This window comes from Azospirillum canadense (genome assembly GCF_025961225.1).
Classification (GTDB): domain Bacteria; phylum Pseudomonadota; class Alphaproteobacteria; order Azospirillales; family Azospirillaceae; genus Azospirillum; species Azospirillum canadense.
Genome location: NZ_JAOQNG010000001.1, coordinates 981,857 through 1,000,415, shown reverse-complemented (window position 1 = coordinate 1,000,415; position 18,559 = coordinate 981,857). Strand labels below are relative to the sequence as shown.

General features: G+C 69.5%; 16 protein-coding genes. 8 read left to right on the top strand and 8 right to left on the bottom strand.

What is annotated here, in order from left to right:
* The first annotated feature begins 368 nt into the window (after nucleotides 1-368).
* Together M2351_RS04740 and M2351_RS04735 are read left to right on the top strand one after the other, a co-directional pair.
* Complete coding sequence (locus M2351_RS04740; RefSeq protein ID WP_264654983.1) at nucleotides 369-3,350, top strand: response regulator; 2,982 nt, start codon at nucleotides 369-371, stop codon at nucleotides 3,348-3,350.
* Nucleotides 3,351-3,357: 7 nt separating this feature from the next.
* Nucleotides 3,358-3,666 (top strand): HNH endonuclease, encoded by a 309-nt coding sequence (locus M2351_RS04735; RefSeq protein ID WP_264654982.1) that lies wholly within the window; start codon nucleotides 3,358-3,360, stop codon nucleotides 3,664-3,666.
* A 221-nt stretch (nucleotides 3,667-3,887) separates the two neighbouring features.
* Here M2351_RS04735 and M2351_RS04730 read toward each other — a convergent pair whose 3' ends face one another.
* The 8 genes from M2351_RS04730 to M2351_RS04695 all read right to left on the bottom strand — a co-directional run bounded on the left by M2351_RS04730 (nucleotide 3,888) and on the right by M2351_RS04695 (nucleotide 13,140).
* Nucleotides 3,888-7,487, bottom strand: coding sequence for a tetratricopeptide repeat protein (locus M2351_RS04730; RefSeq protein WP_264654981.1), 3,600 nt, complete (start codon nucleotides 7,485-7,487; stop codon nucleotides 3,888-3,890).
* 31 nt (nucleotides 7,488-7,518) lie between these two features.
* Nucleotides 7,519-8,205 (bottom strand): OmpA/MotB family protein, encoded by a 687-nt coding sequence (locus M2351_RS04725; RefSeq protein WP_264654980.1) that lies wholly within the window; start codon nucleotides 8,203-8,205, stop codon nucleotides 7,519-7,521.
* A complete protein-coding gene (locus tag M2351_RS04720; RefSeq protein WP_264654979.1) occupies nucleotides 8,202-8,903 on the bottom strand; it encodes a hypothetical protein in 702 nt (233 codons plus the stop codon). The genes M2351_RS04725 and M2351_RS04720 overlap by 4 nt, the downstream gene beginning before the upstream one ends.
* Before the next feature lie 3 nt (nucleotides 8,904-8,906).
* A complete protein-coding gene (locus tag M2351_RS04715) occupies nucleotides 8,907-9,626 on the bottom strand; it encodes a protein phosphatase CheZ (RefSeq protein WP_264654978.1) in 720 nt (239 codons plus the stop codon).
* A gap of 240 nt (nucleotides 9,627-9,866) precedes the next feature.
* Nucleotides 9,867-10,856: a MotE family protein gene (locus M2351_RS04710; RefSeq protein WP_264654977.1), complete on the bottom strand. Its 990-nt coding sequence runs from the start codon at nucleotides 10,854-10,856 to the stop codon at nucleotides 9,867-9,869.
* Nucleotides 10,853-11,506 (bottom strand): DUF6468 domain-containing protein, encoded by a 654-nt coding sequence (locus M2351_RS04705; protein ID WP_264654976.1) that lies wholly within the window; start codon nucleotides 11,504-11,506, stop codon nucleotides 10,853-10,855. Before M2351_RS04705 ends, M2351_RS04710 begins: the two co-directional genes overlap by 4 nt.
* Entirely contained in the window at nucleotides 11,503-12,588 is a 1,086-nt protein-coding gene (gene fliM, locus M2351_RS04700) for a flagellar motor switch protein FliM (protein ID WP_264654975.1), read from the bottom strand. The genes M2351_RS04705 and fliM overlap by 4 nt, the downstream gene beginning before the upstream one ends.
* Before the next feature lie 21 nt (nucleotides 12,589-12,609).
* The gene (locus M2351_RS04695) at nucleotides 12,610-13,140 is read right to left on the bottom strand and encodes a flagellar basal body-associated FliL family protein (protein ID WP_264654974.1); all 531 of its coding nucleotides are present in this window, start codon (nucleotides 13,138-13,140) and stop codon (nucleotides 12,610-12,612) included.
* Between the two features lie 507 nt (nucleotides 13,141-13,647).
* Here M2351_RS04695 and flgF point away from each other — a divergent pair.
* The 6 genes from flgF (at nucleotide 13,648) to M2351_RS04665 (ending at nucleotide 18,525) form a co-directional block, all read left to right on the top strand.
* Nucleotides 13,648-14,370 (top strand): flagellar basal-body rod protein FlgF, encoded by a 723-nt coding sequence (gene flgF, locus M2351_RS04690; RefSeq protein ID WP_264654973.1) that lies wholly within the window; start codon nucleotides 13,648-13,650, stop codon nucleotides 14,368-14,370.
* A gap of 52 nt (nucleotides 14,371-14,422) precedes the next feature.
* Entirely contained in the window at nucleotides 14,423-15,208 is a 786-nt protein-coding gene (gene flgG / locus M2351_RS04685; protein WP_264654972.1) for a flagellar basal-body rod protein FlgG, read from the top strand.
* Nucleotides 15,209-15,252: 44 nt separating this feature from the next.
* Nucleotides 15,253-16,038, top strand: coding sequence for a flagellar basal body P-ring formation chaperone FlgA (gene flgA / locus M2351_RS04680; protein ID WP_264654971.1), 786 nt, complete (start codon nucleotides 15,253-15,255; stop codon nucleotides 16,036-16,038).
* A gap of 13 nt (nucleotides 16,039-16,051) precedes the next feature.
* A complete protein-coding gene (gene flgH, locus M2351_RS04675) occupies nucleotides 16,052-16,849 on the top strand; it encodes a flagellar basal body L-ring protein FlgH (protein ID WP_264654970.1) in 798 nt (265 codons plus the stop codon).
* Between the two features lie 249 nt (nucleotides 16,850-17,098).
* Nucleotides 17,099-17,461 carry a hypothetical protein gene (locus tag M2351_RS04670; protein WP_264654969.1) on the top strand — a complete coding sequence of 121 codons (363 nt, stop codon included), beginning with the start codon at nucleotides 17,099-17,101 and terminating at the stop codon, nucleotides 17,459-17,461.
* 146 nt (nucleotides 17,462-17,607) lie between these two features.
* Nucleotides 17,608-18,525 carry a GGDEF domain-containing protein gene (locus M2351_RS04665; RefSeq protein WP_264654968.1) on the top strand — a complete coding sequence of 306 codons (918 nt, stop codon included), beginning with the start codon at nucleotides 17,608-17,610 and terminating at the stop codon, nucleotides 18,523-18,525.
* Nucleotides 18,526-18,559: the final 34 nt, after the last annotated feature.

Genomic DNA, 18,559 nt, shown 5'->3' with positions numbered 1-18,559 from the left:
CCCTTCAGGCCCAATTCTTTCAGGCTCAATTCTTTCAGGCCGGGCCCGTTCAGGGTTTCGGTCGTTCATGATGGCACCCCCATCGTTCGGCTGCCCCTCCTTCCGCCAACAGCGGGCCTCCCGCACGGTTCCGAATCCTTTGGGTACGTGCAATTAAAGGTGTGTCCTTCGAACCCGAAGTCTGCGATGGTAAACAAAGCATAATTCACCAGTAATACGGGAGTATGCAACCGGTGCCCGCGCCGCAGGCGGACAAAGACAGCAGCCCCAAGCCCGACCGACGTCCCCCCATTCATCGCGGAAGGGTGGGCGGCCGATCGGATGGACTGTCGCTGCGTGCCGGTCTGGTCCTACTGGTGACCGCGGCGATGCTCCCGGTCCTTGCCTTCGTCGGCTGGATGGTCGTCCGCATGGCCGAGACGCAGAGCGCGGCCATCGAGCGGTCGGGCCAGGACACCGCGCGCATGCTGGCGGTCGCCATCGACCGCGAGCTGACCGCGATGGCGACGGCGCTCCAGGTGCTGTCGACCTCCCCCTCCCTGCGGTCCGGCGACTACGCCGCCTTCCACGCGACGGCGATCGAGGTTCTGCGCAGCAAGGATGTTCGGCGTGAGGGCATCCACATCGTTCTGAGCGAGGCCAACGGCCAGCAGATCGCCAACACCCGCCGCCCCTATGGGGAGCCGCTTCCGCACGCCGCCATCGCCGGACTGATCCGCCGCGCGGCGGACACCGGGCAGACACAGATTTCCGGCGTGTTCCGCGGCGCCGTCGCCGGCCAGCTCCTGGTCGCCGTCGCCGTTCCGGTGGTGCAGGACAGCAAGGCGACCCACGTGCTGTCGATGAGCGTGCCGACCGACGTGCTGGCCGGCGTCCTGGAGCGCCAGGAACTGCCGGACGGCTGGATCGCCGGCCTGTGGGACCGGGAAGGTCTGTTCATCACGCGCACCGCCGCGCCGCAGTCCAGCGCCGGCACGCCGGTCCCGCCCGATGTGCTCCGCGTCACCGCCGCGGCGACGTCGGGAACGTTTCCCTTCGTCACGCGGGACGGCGTCCGCTTCTTCAACGCCTTCGCCCGCTCGGGCGCGTCCAGCTGGACCGTCACCGTCGGCGTTCCCCAGGCGGTGATCAGCGAGCCGCTGACCCAGTCCGTCCTGCTGGTCCTGACCGGCGGCGGGATCCTCCTGACGCTCAGCCTGATGATGGCGCTCGCCGTCGGGCGGCGCATCGCCGGTCCGGTCGCAGCACTCGCCGACTCGGCCCGCGCGCTGGGGCGGCACGGCCCGTCGGCCACCACGGGGATCATCGAGCGCACCCCGATCCGCGAGGTGAACGACGTCGCCGGCGCGCTGGCCAGCACGGCCCAGCGGCTGCGCGACAGCGAGGCCCAGCAGCGCCTCGCCATGGAGGCGGTCGGTCTCGGGATCTGGCGTTTCGACGCCCGCGGCGGGCGGTTCTATGGGTCGGACCGGACGGCGGAGCTGCTCGGCAGCGCCGCCGCTGACGGAACGTCGATCGAAGCCTGGATCCGCAACGTGTCCGCCGACCATCGCAGCGGCCTGCGCAGCGCGTTCTACCGGGACGGTCCAGCCACCGGCGAGTTCGAGACGGAATTCCCGGTCGGCTTCCCCGACGGTCGGGTTCGCTGGCTCGTGATGCGCGGCGCCTTCCTCGCCGAGGCCGCGCCCGGCGCCGCCCGCGCCGTCGGCATCCTGGAAGACGTGACCGAGCGGCGCCGCGCCCACGAGGAGCAGCTTGGCGAGCTGGCGGGGCGGCACGCCGCCGACCGCCGCCTGTTCGCGGCCATCATCGAAAGCTCCACCGACCTGATCGTCGCGGTGGACCAGGACTTGCGCATCCTCCTGTTCAACGGCGCCTACCAGCGCGAGATCGAGTCGCTGTACGGCCGGCGCCCGGAGATCGGCCGGTCCCTTCTGGACCTGATGGACGGGGTGCCCGACGCCGTCGAGCGGGCGCGCTTCCTGTGGGGCCGCGCCCTGGCCGGCGAAACCTTCACGACCGTGGAGGAGATCGGCAACCCAACCCTTCGCCGCCAGCGCTTTGAGCTGGCCTTCGGCACCATGGTCGATTCCAGCGGCCGGCGCATCGGCGCTTTCCGCGTCGCCCGCGACGTCGGCGAGCGGGAGCGCACCCAGGAGGCGCTGCGTCAGGCGGAGGAGACGCTGCACCAGATCCGCAAGATGGAAGCGATCGGACAGCTGACCGGCGGCATCGCCCACGACTTCAACAACCTGCTTCAGGCCATCGGGTCGGCCCTCTACCTGATCCAGGCTGGCCAGGACGGCGGAATCAACGGCGGATCCGCCGGGGCCGGGACCGCCAAGGCTCTGGACATGGCGACCGAAGCGGTCCGCAAGGGCGCCACGCTGACCCAGCATTTGCTGGCCTTCTCGCGCCGCCAGCGGCTGGAGCCGAAGTCCGTGGACGTCGGGGAGTTGGTCGAGGGGATGAGCGGCCTGCTCGAACGTACGCTCGGCGGGACCATCCGCATCGCAACGGAGTCCTCGCCCGGCCTGTGGGCGGCGCGGGTCGACCCGAACCAGCTGGAGATGGCCATCCTGAACCTGGCCATCAACGCGCGCGACGCCATGCCCGACGGCGGCGCGCTGACCATCGCCACCGCCAACTGCCCCGACGGCTTCGTCGGCCGCCCGGCCGATCTCGCGCCCGGCGACTGCGTGCGCATCGCCGTTACCGACACCGGCCAGGGCATGAACGAGGAGGTCGCGACCCGCGCCTTCGAGCCCTTCTTCACCACCAAGGGTGTCGGGCACGGCACCGGCCTCGGCCTGTCCATGGTGCACGGGCTGGCCGCGCAGTCCGGCGGGACGGTCACGCTCGACACGAAACCCGGCCGCGGGACAACCGTGACGCTCTACCTGCCGCGCGCAGACGCGCAGGACGCGACCGTGTCCGGCGAGGTGAGCCTGGCGAGAAGCCCGCCGCCGCAACGCTCCGCCACCATCCTGGTCGTCGAGGACGAGGTGCTGGTGCGCATGGGCACCGCGACGGTCCTGGAGCAAGCCGGTTTCCGCATCATGGAGGCTTCCAGTGGGCCGGAGGCGCTGGAGGTGATGGAGCGGGAGCCGGAGGTGGACCTCGTGCTGACCGACTATGCGATGCCCGGGATGACCGGGCTGGAGCTGATTCGGGCGCTGCGCGCCCGCCGCCCGGATCTGCCGGTGCTGATGGTGACGGGCTACGCCGAGATCCCGAAGGCCGCCTCGGTGGATGGCCTCGTCATCGTGCAGAAGCCCTACCGGGCGGAGGAGCTGCTGGCCCGTATCCGCGGCACGCTGGCCGCTCCGTCCGTCCTGGCGGCGCAATGAAGACCGCATGCCCGTTGCCGAGCCGTATCTGCCCCCCTGCCCGCTCTGCGGCCGGCCCATGGTGCCGGGGCCGAGCCTGAACGAACACCATCTGGTGCCCCGCACCTATGGCGGGCGCGCGACGGTGACCATGCACCGCATCTGCCACGCCAAGATCCACGCGGTGCTGACCGAGCAGGACCTGCGCGACCATTATCACACCGTGGAGAGCCTGCGGACCCATCCGGAGATCGCGTCCTTCGTCCGCTGGGTTGCCCGCAAATCCCCGGAGTTCATGGACGGCCACGCGTCCGGCCGGGGAAAGAAGAAGCGGTGAGAGGCCACGGGCACGTAGGTTGGGTGGAGCGCAGCGCAACCCAACACAGGCCGCAGGGCAAACGATGTCGGGTTGCGCCTGCGGCTCTACCCAACCTACGAACTACGAACTGCACTCAGGCGGTGGGAGCCTGTCTCCGCGGGCAACGCGCGTACAGCGTTGCAAGGACGGAAGCGTTTCAGCCTTCGGTCGAATCACGAAAGTCGGATCCCGTCCGGGCTTCAATTGATCGCGGCGCTCTGCTTGCCCTTGTAGTTCTTCAGGAACTTCTGGAAGACGTCCACCTCCGCCACGCGCGAGCGGACGGTGTTCACGTCGATCAGGCCGAGCGCCTGCTCCGGCCGGGTCAGGACGCGGAAGGCGTCGGCGTCCGGGCCGGCGGCCATGGCGACGCCGAAATCCTTGCGCAGCAGGTTCAGGCCCGTGCCGTCGCCGGCCAGCGCCAGCGCCACCGCGCGGTTCAGCACGAGTTGCGAGGTGGACGGGTCGAGCGGCTGGTTGCCGGACGGCGGCGCGCCGATGATCTTGTTGAGCGCGAAGGCCGCCGCCTCCCACTTCTGGCCGCGCCAGGCGATGTCCACCCGCAGCAGGTTGGCGGGCTTGCTGTCGTCCTGGGCAAGCAACAGCAGCGCCTCGTCCCCCCGGCCAAGTTCGGCCAGAGCCTTGGCCTGCATCAGGCGGCGCTCCGCCGCGAGGTCGGGCGGGATGTTCGGGACGTTGGACAGCTCCAGCGCCTTCAGCGCGTCGTCCGGCTTGTTGTCGAGCAACCGCACGGAGGCCAGCCGCGTGCCGACACGGGCCTTGTCCTGCCCGGCGAGGCGGTATTCGACCTGATGCTGCAACAGGTCGGCGGCGCGGTTCAGCAGATCCACGGAGATCAGCCGCTCGGCCAACTGCCGGATCACCTCGTCGCCGGCCTCCCCCACCGGGGTCAGCTCGCGGAACTGGTCGTAGAGCTGGAGCGCGTCGATGGTCGGCAGGCGCTGCGCCCCGTCCTTGTAGAGGTCGGCGAAGACGCGCGACATCTCGCGCGTGATGGCCTCGGCGCGCGGTGTGTCGGCAACCAGCGCGGCGGTTTCCTTCATGGCGTTGAAGCCGTCGGCGAACTGACCGGCGGCGATCAGCACCTCGCCCATGCGTTGGCGTACCTTCATCTCCAGGTCGTCGCCGCGCCATGTGAAGGTCAGGCCGGCCAGCTGCTCGGCCGCGGCGGGCGGCGACATGCGACCTTCCGCCAACTGCAGGTTCACCAGCGCGAGCCCGGCCTTGGTCCGGTAGAAGCGGTCGAGGCTGTTGAACGCGGCGTTCAGCTGCTCCACCGCGCGGTCGGTCTCGCCGGTCTGGGCGAGGAGTTGGCCGCGGAGATACTGGATGTCCGGCCGCTCCTCCGTGTCGGCGCCGCCGCGCTCCACGATGCGGTCGAGCAGGCGCTTGGCGAAGGGGGCGTCGCGCGTTTCCAGCGCCGCCTCGGCCGCGCGGGCCGCCAGCTTGGTCAGAATCGGGTCGGGGTAGGAATTCAGGATCGGCGCCGCCGCCTTGAAGCCGGCCTGGGCCGTGGGCCAATCGGCCCGGTCGGCGGCGATGGCGGCGCGCCACAGGGCGGCCTCGCTGTTGTTGGCGAGCGTCGGGTGGCCCAGATCCTCTGCCGCTCCGTCGTCGTCACCGGCCAGCACGCGAGCCGCCCCACGCAGGGCGCGGAATTCCGGCCAGCCCTCCAGGTCCGGCTGGTTCTGGAGCAGGACCTCCATCAGCCCCAGCGCCTCCTGCCCGAAGCCGTTGGCGAAGTAGAAGCGCGCGAGGTCGAGCTGCGCCTTCGGCCGGTCCGAATCCGGGGCGTTGACGATGGCGAGCTGAAGCTCCTGCCGGCTGTCGGTGAAGTGGTCGAGGTCGCCCTTCCGCCAAGCCGGCAGGTCGAACAGGCGCCGGCCGGACGGCGACGGCTTGGGATCGGACGGCGGTGTGAGCGCGCGCGGCGAGGCGCCGCCCGGCGAGGGCGCCTGGGCCTGCGGAGCCGCGGCCATCTGAGTCGGCGGGGAAGACGAGGAGCCGCCGGGGCGCGTGCCGGTGTCGGCCATGGGCGACAGGTGCAGGCCGCCGGCCGTCGTCAGCTCCACGCCCTCCTTGACCGGGCGGACAGTGACGTTGTCGGCGACCGGCCGCACCACGACGCCCTGGTAGGACGGCAGGACCTCCAGGTCGGGGTAGCGGTGCGCTTCGGGAATGGCGTTCCCCGGCACCGGCAGCGGCACGATCTGCAAACGGTCGCCGACGTCGGGGTCGGAGATGGTCACCACCGAGGCGGCATCCCCCGCCCGCACCACGAGCCGCGCGCCGAGCAGGAAGTCCGGCTCCGGGTCGATGCGCAGTTCAAAGGGCGGCGTGCCGGTCAGGCGCGTCGTCGGCGTGATCCGCCACATCGTCCCCTGGCGTTCGATGTTCGGCCAGATCATCTGGCCGATCCGGGTGCGGAAGGCGCTGCCGCCGGTGGCCGGCACTGGCTCGATGGCCCCCAGCATCTCCGTCCCGCCGCCGAGCGCCTTGCCGGCCCCGATCGGCAGCGGCTTGTCGAAGACGACGTACAGGTGGCCAGCGCGCGGATAGACGGCGATGGAGGCTGGACCGCCCGCGTCGAACACGAGCGTGGGACCCTGGGCAGGCGCGGGGGCGGGCGATGCGACGGCGGGCGCGGGCTTGGTCGCCACCGCGGCGTTGGCCCCAGTCGCGGCGGCACCGGACGTGGCCGAGGCGAGGCTCGGCGCTTCCTTGGGCGGCGGGGGTGCGGTCGGCGCGGGGGCGGTGGGCGCGTTGGCCGACGGGGTGTTGGCCGACGGGGTGTTGGCGGGCTGCGGGCGCACCGTCGTGGTCGTGGCGCCGGGCGGCGCGACGGCCGGCGAGGCGGCCTGCTGCGACGGCTGGTCCGGGCGGGCCGCCGTGGGCGTGCCCTCGGCTGGTGCCGCCTTGCGCGTGCCGGCGTTCAGCACGTTGAGCGTGACCGCCTTGCCGGATTTGGAATCCCTGATCTCAGCGTCCTGCGGAGCGGCGAAGGTGACGGCCAGCGCGCCGTTCGGCTGCCGGTACTGCTCCACAGTATCGATGTTGCGCAGCTTGGCCTTGGCGAGCGGCGCGAGGTCCAAGGTTCCGGCGCGGTCGAACAGCACGGTGACGGCGGAACCCTCGCGCTGGACCTTGTAATCCACATTGCCCGGCCAGGTGAAGGTCATGCGGCTCTCGGCCGGCGTGTCGGCGGCGCGCACCGCCACCTTGCCGCCAGACGGCGCCGCCGCGGATCCCGTGGGTTCCTTTCCCGCCGCTGGGGATGCGGACGAGCCACCGAGCTGCGCCTGCAACTCCACCTGGGTCGGGGCCGGAGGCTCGGTCTTCGCGGGGTCGCCTTTCGCGGCCTGGGTCTTGGACTCGGCGGTCTTGGATTCGGTGGCGGGGGTCAGGTCGAGGGCGACGGCGTTGCCGTTGCGGAAACTCTTCAGCGCGACGGGGCGCTTCAGGTCGAAGGTGACGGACTTGCCGTCGCCGCCGATGCGCACGCCAGACAGATAGGCGGGCAGCGCCGACACCGCGCGGTCCAGCGCGGCGTTGATCGGCTGGTCGAAGGTGACGACCAGCGCGTCGCCCTCCAGGGTCGCGCTGTAGCCGACCTGCTGCGGCCAATCGAAGACGACGCGCCCGAAGGTCTTGTGCGCGGCGGCGCGCACCGGCACATCCACTGCCCGTTCCACCGCCTGCACGGCCGGCGTGACGGCGAGCAAAGCCGTGGCGGCCACAAAGCCGCACAGCCACCGCCGGTATGCCGGACCACCACCCATAAACCTGCCCCTTCGCCCCTGATACTACACCCTAACCTTCGGCCTCGTCGCGCACGACGATGTCGACCCGCGCCCCGCCCGTCGAGGTCGGGGACGCCGCCATCACCCCGCGTGCCACGAGGTCGCGCTTATACCCCGTCTCGCGCAGGGCCGCCGCGATGGCGACCGAGCGGGTCAGCGCCCGCTCCCAGGCCCGCCCGTCGGCCTGGTCCTCGCGCTCGGCGTGGCCGACCACCTCGATGCGGTTGCCGATCCGGCCGACCGCCGCGCCCAGGAGATACAGCACGCGGCGCCCCTGATCCGTAAAGGTAACCCCGGACGCGTCGAACATGAGACTGCCCGGAAGGCCTATCACCACGCGATCGTCCTCGCGCCGCACTTCCACGGACGCCAAGTCCTCGTTGGTGCCTGTCTGGGTCCGCAGCAGCGCGCCGAGATAGTCGAGGTTCATCGCGGACTGCGTTTCCACCGTCGCGGCGTTGAAGGCCGCCTTCGGCTCCGGCGCGGCGCCGGACGGGCTGGTGGCGGTGGAGCGGGCCGACGACAGCGACTTCGACAGGCCGGTCCAGCGCTGCGCCTCCGGCTCGCTCATGGAATACATCAGCACGAAGAAGGCCAGCAGCAACGACATCAGGTCGGTGAAGCTGATCAGCCAGATCGTGCGGTTGTGCCCCCCGCTCTTGTCCTCGGCCTTGGGGAGCTTCGGCAGGCGAATCATCGACGCCCCTCCCCGCGCGGCTCGTCGGCCAAACGCAGGCTGAACAGCAGGCGGACGGCGCCAGGGTCGCCGCGTTCGATGCCCACCGTCACCGATCCGGCCGGGGCGCCGTCGGCGACCAGGGCGCGGACAAGCGCGCCGGCGCGCACCACAGGGCCGGGCGGCTGGCTGGGCACGGAGGTGGTGCCGATGGCCAGCAGCGCATCCAGCTCGATCCGCTCGCCGGGGCGGGACTCCAGCAAGCTTGCCGCAACGCGGTCGATCAGTCCCTGGCGGTCCGGCCGCAGGTCGGCGGTGCCGGGCACGAACAGCTCGTCCGCCGGCAGGCGCACCTCCAGCAGACGGCCGGGGGTCACCGCCTCCACCTTCGCCACGGCGACCGCGGTGGCGAACAGGTTGCCCACGCCTTCCAGCCGCTGCACGGCGAAGACCGTGCCGGCGCGCGACGCCACGGGGTCGGTCCGTTCGCGCAGACGAGGGTCGATGAAGAAGGCCTGGAAGCTGCGCTCCAGCGATCCCAGGACGGTGCGGACACGGTGGGTGGTCTGCACCGACTGGGCGTTTAGAACGATGAAGAACACGAGAAGCAGCAGGAACAAGGACAGCAGAAGGACGATGCTGCCGTTGTTCGGGTTCGGCCGGCTGCTCGACCCAGGACGATTGGTCGTGGCGAGATGTCTGTGGCCGGGCGCTGCCATGGACTAGTCGAAGCTCGCCAGCAGGCGGTCGATCTCGTCCTGGTCCATGGCGGCACTGGTCTTCTGCGGGCCGTGCAGCAGCACCGCTTCCGGGTCATCGGCCGGTCGGTCGGTGGCGAAGTTCGGTGCCGGGTCGGCGTGCGGCACGGCGGCGGCGGCTGGCCGCGTGTGGCCCGGCGTATGATTTTGGCGCACCTCGTCGCCGAAGGCGGCGACGATCATGTCGACCTTCGATTCGATGTGCTTCAGCGTGCGCACGACCTTGGAGATGCGCTGGCCGGTGATGTCCTGGAAGTTGCAGGCCTCGAAGATCTTGGTGACCTGGTCGGTGAGCTTCGCCCCCTGTTCCGCCTCGATCTGGCCGGCGATGCCGGAGATGGCGTCACAGGCGTCGAAGATGGCGAAGGTCGCCTGCTCCGTCGCCCCAACCACGGCGTCCAGCTCATCCGTCGCGTTGGGGATGTGCTGGTCGCGGATCTCCGCGGGCTGGAGCGCTGCCAGTTCACCCTTGGCGTTCTCGATGAACCGGGCGAGGTCCACCACCTCCTTGTAGAGGCGCAGGTCCGTGACGGAAATATCCCCGTCCATGGTGGACAGGATGGAGCGGACGATGTCCGTCACCTCCTCGCGCGACAGCGGCTGGGCCGCTTCGGCGTGGGCGGCGTCGATCTGCTGGCGCAGATGCTTCTGTTCGGCGAGCGAGAAGGAGACGGTCGGGGGCATGTGGGTTCCGATATCTGGTCGGGCCGGCGTTCCATTCGGGTCCGTCGGCATGGTCCAGGCACGGCCCGCCGACGCTGGAATGACCCAACGTCGCGCCCTTGCGCAGCAGCCGCCGACTCGGAGCTTTGTCAGCCTGATTTAACCTAGTTTCGGACGGTTAACACGCCGTTAAGCCGAAACAATTCGGCACTTTACGGCACAAGCTGCGACCAAATGTTCAGACCGGAGGATCGAACCGGTTCACTTCGTCGGGGCCGACGGCAGGCCGCGCCGTTCCACCAGGGCGGAGGTGACTTCCTTGGCCTTCACCGGATCCATGGCGGCCAGGATGGGGGCCGTCTTGGTTTCCTTCATGCGCTCGATCACGCCGAGCAGCACGGACATGTCCAGCTCCTCGAAGATGCGCGCGGCCTCTTTGGGCTTCATCGTCTCGTAAATCTTCACGAGGCTTTCCAGCTGCGCCGCCTGCTTCTCGTCGCCCTGGCGCATCAGCTTCTGGATGTCGCCGCGGACCTTCTCCATCTCCTGGACCTTCTGGTCGATCCGCTTCTCCGCGGCGTTCAGGAGCGCCTCGCGCTGCTCGATCTCCTTGGTGCGCTTCTCGATCTCCGCGCGGCGCTCGGCGAAGTGCTGGAGCAGTTCCTCATTCTTCACTGGACCCAGCGCCGCGTTGTCCGGCGGCGGGGCCGCGGACGGCGCCGGGCCGCCGCTGGAGCCGCCGGGCGACGGGGCTGCGGGCGGCGGGTTGGTCTTCGGCGTGTTGGCGGCGATCTGGAGCGAGGGCGCCACGGTTCCCTGCCCCTGCGCCAAGGTCGCCGGGAAGTCGGGAAGCCGCGCCTCGCGCGTGGCGACGCGCCACAGGTCGCCGACCCGCACACCCAGCATCAGGACGGCGACGAAGATGGTCAGCGGCAGCAAACGGAAGCGCAGCCCGCGCATCCGCTCCCGCAGCCGTTCGGACAACGGCCGGCGCGGCACCGCGGGCTTGCGGGCCTTCGCCTTGGATTTCGCCTTCGGCTTCCCCTTGGCAGCCGGCTTCGCCGCGGTTTGGGCGGCCGTTCTGCTTGTGGCGGCAGCGGCGCCTTGGGGGGCGCCGCCCTGGGACGTCACCGACGGCCCCGGCCGCACGCCGGTCGGGACCGCGCCGGCCGGGCGGATCACCACCTTCTCGTCGGCGGCTCCCGCGCCCAAGGCGGCGGGCCTGCCCTTTGCGGAGGATGCGTCGCTCATCCGACCCCCTTGCCGGCGTTCTCGATCGCCTGCAGCAGTTCACGCTCGGCGCGCGACAGGCTCTCGCCCTCGCGCACGATGGGATCGCGCGGTTCGGCCGGCGGCGCCGGCCGCCGCATCGGCGGGTCGGCGCGCAGCGGTTCCCCGCGCAAGGAAAGTCCATTGCCCAGATGCCCGCCCAGCGGACCGCCGAGGGGGCCGTCGTCGTGGTCCTCCTCGTGGTCGTCGTGGTCATCCTCGATCAGCGGCCGTGGGGCCATCGTCGGGCGGACGGACAGGCCGGGCCGGCCGGCGGCAGGACGCTGCGGGACACCGCCCGGCTTCTGCCGGTCGCCGGCGACGGCGCCCAGGCGGTTGGCCAGCGCGTCGGCCGCCTCGATCATGAATTCCAGCTCGTCGCGCAGGGTCTGGGCCTTGGCGACCGTGCGCTGCAAATCCTCGCCGGTGTCGTGGGCGGTCTTCTTCAGGCCGCGCACGCCCGTCTCCGCCCGGCCCATCGCCTCGTTCAGGCCCTGGATCAGGTCGTTCATCTCGCCACGGCTCTCGCGCAGGCGGATGATCTGCTTGTTGAGGATGATCGCGTAGGCGATGGTCGCGGCCAGAAGCCCGACGATCACCAGATCGAGGATGATCGTGATGATCGGACTCATAGCCGCATGACCTCCTGCTTGGGCAATTCCCGTTCGATGCGCACGGCGATGTGGCCGCCCTTGCGCCCCATCCGCCCCTGGAACATGGACACGTCGCCGCAGCGCAGCTCGATCGCGCCGTCGGGCGTCGCGTTCAAGAGGATGCGCGTGCCGACCCGCCAATTCAGCACGTCGTGCAGCGTCATCGTCACCTCGTCCAGCACCGCGGCCAAGTCAACGTCGGTGACCAGCAGCTCTGACGCCAGGTGGGTTTCCCAGATGGAGTCGCGGCCGAACTTCTCACCCATGAACATCTGGAGCAAAAGCTCACGGACGGGTTCGAGGGTGGCATAGGGGATCATCAGCTCCAGCCGGCCGCCGCGATCCTCCATGTCGATGCGCAGCTTGACCAGCACCGCCGCGTTGGCCGGGCGGGCGATGGTCGCGAAGCGCGGGTTCGTCTCCAGCCGGTCGAAGCGGAAGGTGACCGGCGACAGCGGGTCGAAGGCGGCGGACAGGTCGGACAGCACCACATGGACCATGCGCTCCACGAGGTTGCGCTCGATGGTCGTGTAGGGGCGGCCCTCGATGCGCATCGCCGCGGTGCCGCGCCGGCCGCCGAGCAGCACGTCCACGATGGAATAGATCAGCGCGGAGTCCACGACCATCAGGCCGTAGTTGTCCCATTCCTCCGCCTTGAAGACGGAGAGCATGGCCGGCAGCGGGATGGAGTTCAGGTAGTCGCCGAAGCGCACCGACGAGATCTGGTCGAGGCTGACCTCGACGTTATCGGAGGTGAAGTTGCGCAACGACGTGGACATCATGCGGACGAGGCGGTCGAAGACCACCTCCAGCATGGGCAGGCGTTCGTAGTTGACCAGCGCCGAGTTGACCAGCGCCATGATGCCGGAGTTGTCGCCGTCCCCGGCTCCGCCCTGGTCGAAGCCCAGCAGGCTGTCGATCTCGTCCTGGTTCAGGACGCGCGTCGAGCCCCCACCGCCGCCCATGTCGCCCATGTCGGCCATGTCGCCGCTGTCTTCGGCGAGGGCGGCCCATTCGGCGGCAAGCCGTTCCTCTTCGCTGAGTTCTTCGGTGTTGCTCATCCGTCGTCCCCGCCGCCCCGCCTACTGGACCAGCATTTCCTTGAACAGAACGTCCTTCACCTTCGTCGGGAAGGTGGCGGCGTTGATGCGCATCAGCAGTTCCTGGCGCAGGCGGTACATGCCGGCCGACCCCTTCAGGTCCTCCAGCCGCAGTTCGCGCAGATACACCTGGAAGTTGTCGATGATGCGCGGCAGGACATGCTCCACCGCCGGCTGGTCCTCCCCCTTGGTCAGCTGGATGGAGATCTTGATCTTCAGGAAGGCGGGACGCTTGCCGCTGCTGTTCAGGTTCACCAGCATGTCCGGCAGGTCGTAGAAGACCGGGGCCGCGTGCGGGTCCGGCTGGGCAGGTTCCGCCGGATGCTCCGCGTGTTCTTCCTTCTTGCCGAGCAGGCTGTCGAGAAGGCCGCTGAAATACACGCCCGCACCCGCGCCGATCAGCAGCACGAGCGGAAGGACGATGAACAGGACCAGCTTCTTGCCGCTGAACTTCTTGCGCGGCAGGCCATCGGTCGAAACATCGCCGGCGTCGTCTTCAGCGTGCGCGGTCATGGAGTCCTAAGCGCGAGCGGTGGCGGTGGATGGCCTTGCCGGCGGCTTTACCGGCATGTGACACCCTATCTTTCGGATAGTTAACAAAGCCTTACAACGACTGGGCGAGCCTGTGACCGTGCGGCAACCTGTGCTTCGGCACGAAACTTGATTGGGGCTGCGGCGGAGAACCGATTCCAGCCGGAGGACCGCGCAGGCACCACGCCCCTGATCCACGCTTTTCGCACCCGATACCACCCTCTCCGCCCTCGGCGGATGAAGGCTTGGAGCCCCCGCACGCCGTTCCGGCGTCGCGGGACCGGGATCCTTTTGCCCGGCGCCCACCGGCAGGGCTTTCCGACCCCGCGGCAGGAATTGCCCGGCAGGCGCTGCCGCGGCGGCGCCGAAAGGACGGCGCACGCCAGGACTCCAGCCCCAAGGGCGTACCGGTACGGTTGGCACGCGCCGTGCAATGCCTCAAACGCCGGCCGGGAAGGCCCGCCGGCCCGAGATGAGGTGAGGTCGCCGATGGAAACCCCGACTTACGTCGCCCTGTCGCGCCAGATGACCCTGCGCCGTCAGCTGGACGTGATTTCGAACAACATCGCGAACATGAACACCACGGGCTTCAAGCAGCAGCGCATGCTGTTCACGGAGTTCCTGGAGCGGCCGGGCATGCACGAGCAGGTCAGCTTCGTGCAGGACCGCGCCGTGGTGCGCGACCTCGCCACCGGCGGCCTGACGCAGACCGGCAACCCGCTGGACGTCGCGCTGACCGGTCACGGCTACTTCACGGTCGATACGGCGAACGGCCCCCGCTACACGCGGGCCGGCAACTTCCAGCTGAACGACCAGCGGCAGGTGGTGGATGGCGGCGGCTTGCCGGTGCTGGCCGACAATGGCCAGCCGATCACCATCCCGGAAGGCACCCGCGACATCAAGGTCAGCGGCGACGGCACGGTCGCGACGGAGCTGGGCCCGGTGGGCAAGCTGAACATCGTGACCTTCAAGAACGAGCAGCTGATGACCGAGGTCGGGTCCGGCCTGTACGTCAGCGACGAGGAGCCGCAGCCGGCCCCGGCGGACACGAAAGTGGCACAGGGAATGCTTGAGAATTCCAACGTGAAGCCGGTGGTCGAGATGACGGCGATGATCGACATCCAGCGCCAGTACCAGTCGAACCAGCGGATGATCGAGAACGAGCACGAACGCATCCGCAACGCCATCCAGAAGCTGGGCCGCACGGTCTGATCCAACGGATCGATCCGACAGCCTGACCGAACGAGTTTTAGGAGCACGGACCATGCGCAGCCTCGCCATCGGCGCCACCGGCATGATCGCCCAGCAGCTGAACGTCGAAACCATTTCCAACAACATCGCCAACGCGACGACGACCGGCTTCAAGAAGCAGCGCGCCGAGTTCCAGGACCTGCTGTACCAGAACTTCCGCCGCATCGGCTCCACCTCGTCGGACGCCGGCACCATCGTGCCGACCGGCGTGCAGGTGGGTGCGGGCGTGCGCGTCGCCGCGGTCGCCCGCGTGCTGGAACAGGGCAACCTGACGGTCACCGACAACAAGCTGGACCTGGCGGTCAACGGGTCGGGCTATTTCCAGGTGACGCTGCCCAGCGGCGACACCGCCTACACCCGCGCCGGCAACTTCAAGCTGTCGCCGGAAGGCATCATCGTCACCGCCGACGGCTACCCGGTGCAGCCCAACATCACCATCCCGGCGGAAGCCGTGGACGTCGCCATCAACCCGTCGGGCGAGGTGCTGGTGAAGCTGGACGGCCAGGTGCAGACGCAGAACGCCGGCCAGCTCCAGCTCGCCACCTTCGCCAACGCGGCCGGCCTGGAAGCGGTCGGCGACAACCTGTTCCTGCAGACCCCGGCGTCGGGCCAGTCGGTGACCGGCAACCCTGGCAACCCCGGCTTCGGCCGCGTGACGCAGGGCGCGCTGGAGACGTCGAACGTCAACATCGTGCAGGAGATCACCACCCTGATCTCCGCCCAGCGCGCCTACGAGATGAACTCCAAGATCATCAAGACCACCGACGAGATGATGCAGCAGGCCGCGCAGATGCGCTGACGCCGTCAGACATTTCGCTCCCGCACCCGTAAGGACCGACCGCCATGCCCCGCTTCGCCTCCCTCCTCCTCGGCACCGCCCGCGCCGCCGTTTTTGCGGCCACCGTCCTGGCCGGCCCGTCCGCCCTGGCGCAGATGCCGTCGGACGCCATGGTGGGCGAGACGCAGAAGCCGCAGGCCGCCGTCTACGGCCCGACCCACGTCGAGGCGGTGTTGTCGGAGGCGCTGGCCCGCTACATCACCGTGGGCCGCCTGCAGATGGAGCTGGACAGCCGCGCCATCGAGATGCGCGCTCCGCAGGGCGCCGGCGGCCTGACGGTGGAGAACCTCTACTACAACCCCATCCAGGGCCGCTTCGCCGCGGAGATCGTCATCACCGACACCCGCCCGGCCGTGCGCCTGCCGGTCGCCGGCCGCGCCTTCGGCGTGGTGCAGGTGCCGGTGCTGGCCCGCCGCGTCGTCCCCGGCGACATCATCGGCGCCGCCGACGTGGACTGGCAGGACGTGCGCACCGACCAGACCGGCAGCGACATTGCGGCCACCGACGCGCAGCTGATCGGCATGACGCCCAAGCGCGGCGTGCCGGTGAACATGCCGGTCCGCCTGCGCGACCTTCAGTCGCCGCGCCTGATCGACAAGGGTGCCTTGGTCACCATCACGCTGGTCACCGCCAACATCACGCTGTCGGCCCAGGGCAAGGCCCTGCAGGACGGCGGCAAGGGCGACGTCATCCGCGTCGTCAACACCCAATCCAACCGCATCGTCGAAGCGACGGTCGCCGGCCCCAACATCGTCGCCGTGGCAAAGCCCGGCGTGATCGCGATGAAGTGAGGAGAAAGCTCCAATGACCGCCCATCCGTCCGTGTCCCGCCCGCGCATCATTCAGCCTGGGATTCAAGGAGCCCTCCGCATCGCTCTGCTCGCCGCCGTCGCGGCCGGCCTGCCCGCCTGCAACGCCATGCAGCGCGTGGCCGACATCGGCTCCGCGCCGGAGCTGACCAAGATCCAGGACCCGCACGCCCAGCCCGGCTACCAGCCGGTCAGCCTGCCGATGCCGACCCCGCTGCCGACGGAGCGCAACCCGAACTCGCTGTGGCGCAACGGGTCGAAGGCCTTCTTCAAGGACCAGCGCGCCAGCAAGGTGGGCGACCTGCTGACGGTCGACATCCAGATCAACGACCAGGCGCAGTTGAACAACGAGAGCAAGCGGTCGCGCGACAACTCCGACAAGGCCGGCCTGCCCGCCTTCCTCGGCTTTCAGACCAAGGCCCTGAAGAGCGTGCTGCCCGACGACGTGAGCGCCGACAGCCTGGTGGACCTGTCCAGCACCACCTCCAACAACGGCAAGGGCAGCGTCAACCGCAAGGAGCAGATCGCGCTGAAGGTCGCGGCGCTGGTCACCCAGACGCTGCCCAACGGCAACATGGTGATCCAGGGCCGGCAGGAGGTGCGCGTCAATTACGAGGTGCGCGACCTGATCATCACCGGCGTCATCCGGCCGGAGGACATCACCGCCCAGAACACCATCAGCTACGAGAAGGTGGCGGAGGCCCGCATCTCCTACGGCGGCCGTGGCCAGATCACCGACGTGCAGCAGCCGCGCTACGGCCAGCAGCTGTTCGACATCATCATGCCGTTCTAAAGCACGCCTTTCAAAAGTCTGGGGATTGCAGGGTGGGAATTCCGGTTCCCGCCCTGCCTTCGCGTGTCCGGGTGGGAAGTTCCTGCCGGTGGGCCACTTCTGCCGCGCCCCCTTTGCCGCTTTCCGCCTCCGGAGGGAAATGCGCACCCGGTGTGGACCGGCTCACAGCCCGGCCGGGCGGCTGCGGGTAGGGTCTGGTCATCGACAACGCCGGGGCGCGGGCCCTGGCCTCACACCCAGGAGACCACCATGATCCGCACCTCGCTGCTCGCCGGTTTCGCCACGCTCGCCCTGCTGTCCGCCCCGGCCATGGCGCAGAACATCACCAGCCTGAACAACACCGCCGCGGGCGTCGGCAACGTCGCGGTGCAGAACGCCTTCACCAAGCAGTCGGGCGGCGGCTTCCTCGGCGGCCCGAACATCATCAGCATGGGCAACACCGCGGCCGGCGTCGGCAACCTCGCGGTCCAGAACGGCACCGTCCTGCAGAAGTCCGCGCGCGTCGGCCCGCTCGGCGTTCCCTTCGGCGGCGGCAACCAGTTCCAGGCCAACAACCTGGCCGCCGGCATCGGCAACTTCGCCAAGCAGAACGCCTTCGGCATCCAGCGCTGACGCCGCTTCCTTACGTCGCACCAGAGCCCCGAACGGTCCCTCACTGGTCGGGGCTCTCGCGTCTTCACGTTCCGCAGAATTCCATACCGCTGTAACGCTTCCTTCAAGACCCTGTGCTTCACTGGGCTGTCGGGCATGGAGGCGGGATGCGGATCCTGGTCGTTGACGATTCGCGCATGGCGCGCATGGTGCTGTGCCAGCAGTTGGAAGGCCTGGGCCATCAGACGGCCTTTGCGGCCAGCGACGAGGAAGCGCTGACCCGCTGCCGCGACGAGTCCTTCGACGTCGCGCTGGTCGATTTCCGCGTCGGCGCCATGGAGGGCGTGGAAGTGTGCTGGCACCTGCGCGCGGCGCAGGGGGCGAAGCACCTCTACCTCATGCTGATGATCCCCGGCAGCATCACCAACCAGTTCTTCGAGGTGGTGGAGAACGGCGCCGACGAATTCCTGCGCAAGCCGCTGGACTTGGTCTGGCTGCGCGCCCGGTTGCTTGCCGCGTCGCGCGTGGTGGAGATGCAACGGCAGCTGGAACGCCTCGCCACCACCGATTCGCTGACCGGCGCGCTGAACCGCGGCCGCTTCATGACGCGGGCGGCGGGCGAAGTGGCGCGGGCGCAGCGCTCCGGCCAGCCGCTGTCGGCGATCATGCTGGACATCGACCATTTCAAGAAGATCAACGACACCCATGGCCACGCCACCGGCGACGAGGCGATCCGCAGCGTCGTGCGCGTCTGCCGGACGCTGGTGCGCGGCGCCGACATCCTGGGCCGCCTGGGCGGCGAGGAGTTCGCCATCCTGCTACCGGACACGCCGCAACAGGGCGCGGCGCTGCTGGCCGAACGGCTGCGCGTGGCGCTGGCGGCGACCGAGGTGCGGCTTCCCGGCGGCGGGGCGGTGACCTTCACCGTCAGCATCGGCGTCAGCGCGCTGCGCCCAGGGGAGAAAGCCAGGGAGAAGGCTGGAGAGGGGGCGGTGAGCGCCCTGCTGGCGCGCGCGGACGAGGCCCTGTACCGCGCGAAGAACGGTGGACGGAACCGCGTGGTGTGGGACGAGGCGACGGCGTAGCGCGGCCCTTCCCACGCCATGCAATTGTCCGCTG

Coding starts and splice junctions, on each gene's coding strand:
- M2351_RS04670 (WP_264654969.1), top strand. CDS start 17,099: ATGATCCGCACCTCGCTGCTCGCCGGTTTCGCCACGCTCGCCCTGCTG.
- M2351_RS04695 (WP_264654974.1), bottom strand. CDS start 13,140: ATGACCGCGCACGCTGAAGACGACGCCGGCGATGTTTCGACCGATGGC.
- M2351_RS04730 (WP_264654981.1), bottom strand. CDS start 7,487: ATGGGTGGTGGTCCGGCATACCGGCGGTGGCTGTGCGGCTTTGTGGCC.
- M2351_RS04720 (WP_264654979.1), bottom strand. CDS start 8,903: ATGGCAGCGCCCGGCCACAGACATCTCGCCACGACCAATCGTCCTGGG.
- flgH (WP_264654970.1), top strand. CDS start 16,052: ATGACCGCCCATCCGTCCGTGTCCCGCCCGCGCATCATTCAGCCTGGG.
- flgG (WP_264654972.1), top strand. CDS start 14,423: ATGCGCAGCCTCGCCATCGGCGCCACCGGCATGATCGCCCAGCAGCTG.
- M2351_RS04725 (WP_264654980.1), bottom strand. CDS start 8,205: ATGATTCGCCTGCCGAAGCTCCCCAAGGCCGAGGACAAGAGCGGGGGG.
- M2351_RS04710 (WP_264654977.1), bottom strand. CDS start 10,856: ATGAGCGACGCATCCTCCGCAAAGGGCAGGCCCGCCGCCTTGGGCGCG.
- flgF (WP_264654973.1), top strand. CDS start 13,648: ATGGAAACCCCGACTTACGTCGCCCTGTCGCGCCAGATGACCCTGCGC.
- M2351_RS04735 (WP_264654982.1), top strand. CDS start 3,358: ATGCCCGTTGCCGAGCCGTATCTGCCCCCCTGCCCGCTCTGCGGCCGG.
- flgA (WP_264654971.1), top strand. CDS start 15,253: ATGCCCCGCTTCGCCTCCCTCCTCCTCGGCACCGCCCGCGCCGCCGTT.
- fliM (WP_264654975.1), bottom strand. CDS start 12,588: ATGAGCAACACCGAAGAACTCAGCGAAGAGGAACGGCTTGCCGCCGAA.
- M2351_RS04665 (WP_264654968.1), top strand. CDS start 17,608: ATGCGGATCCTGGTCGTTGACGATTCGCGCATGGCGCGCATGGTGCTG.
- M2351_RS04705 (WP_264654976.1), bottom strand. CDS start 11,506: ATGAGTCCGATCATCACGATCATCCTCGATCTGGTGATCGTCGGGCTT.
- M2351_RS04715 (WP_264654978.1), bottom strand. CDS start 9,626: ATGCCCCCGACCGTCTCCTTCTCGCTCGCCGAACAGAAGCATCTGCGC.
- M2351_RS04740 (WP_264654983.1), top strand. CDS start 369: ATGCTCCCGGTCCTTGCCTTCGTCGGCTGGATGGTCGTCCGCATGGCC.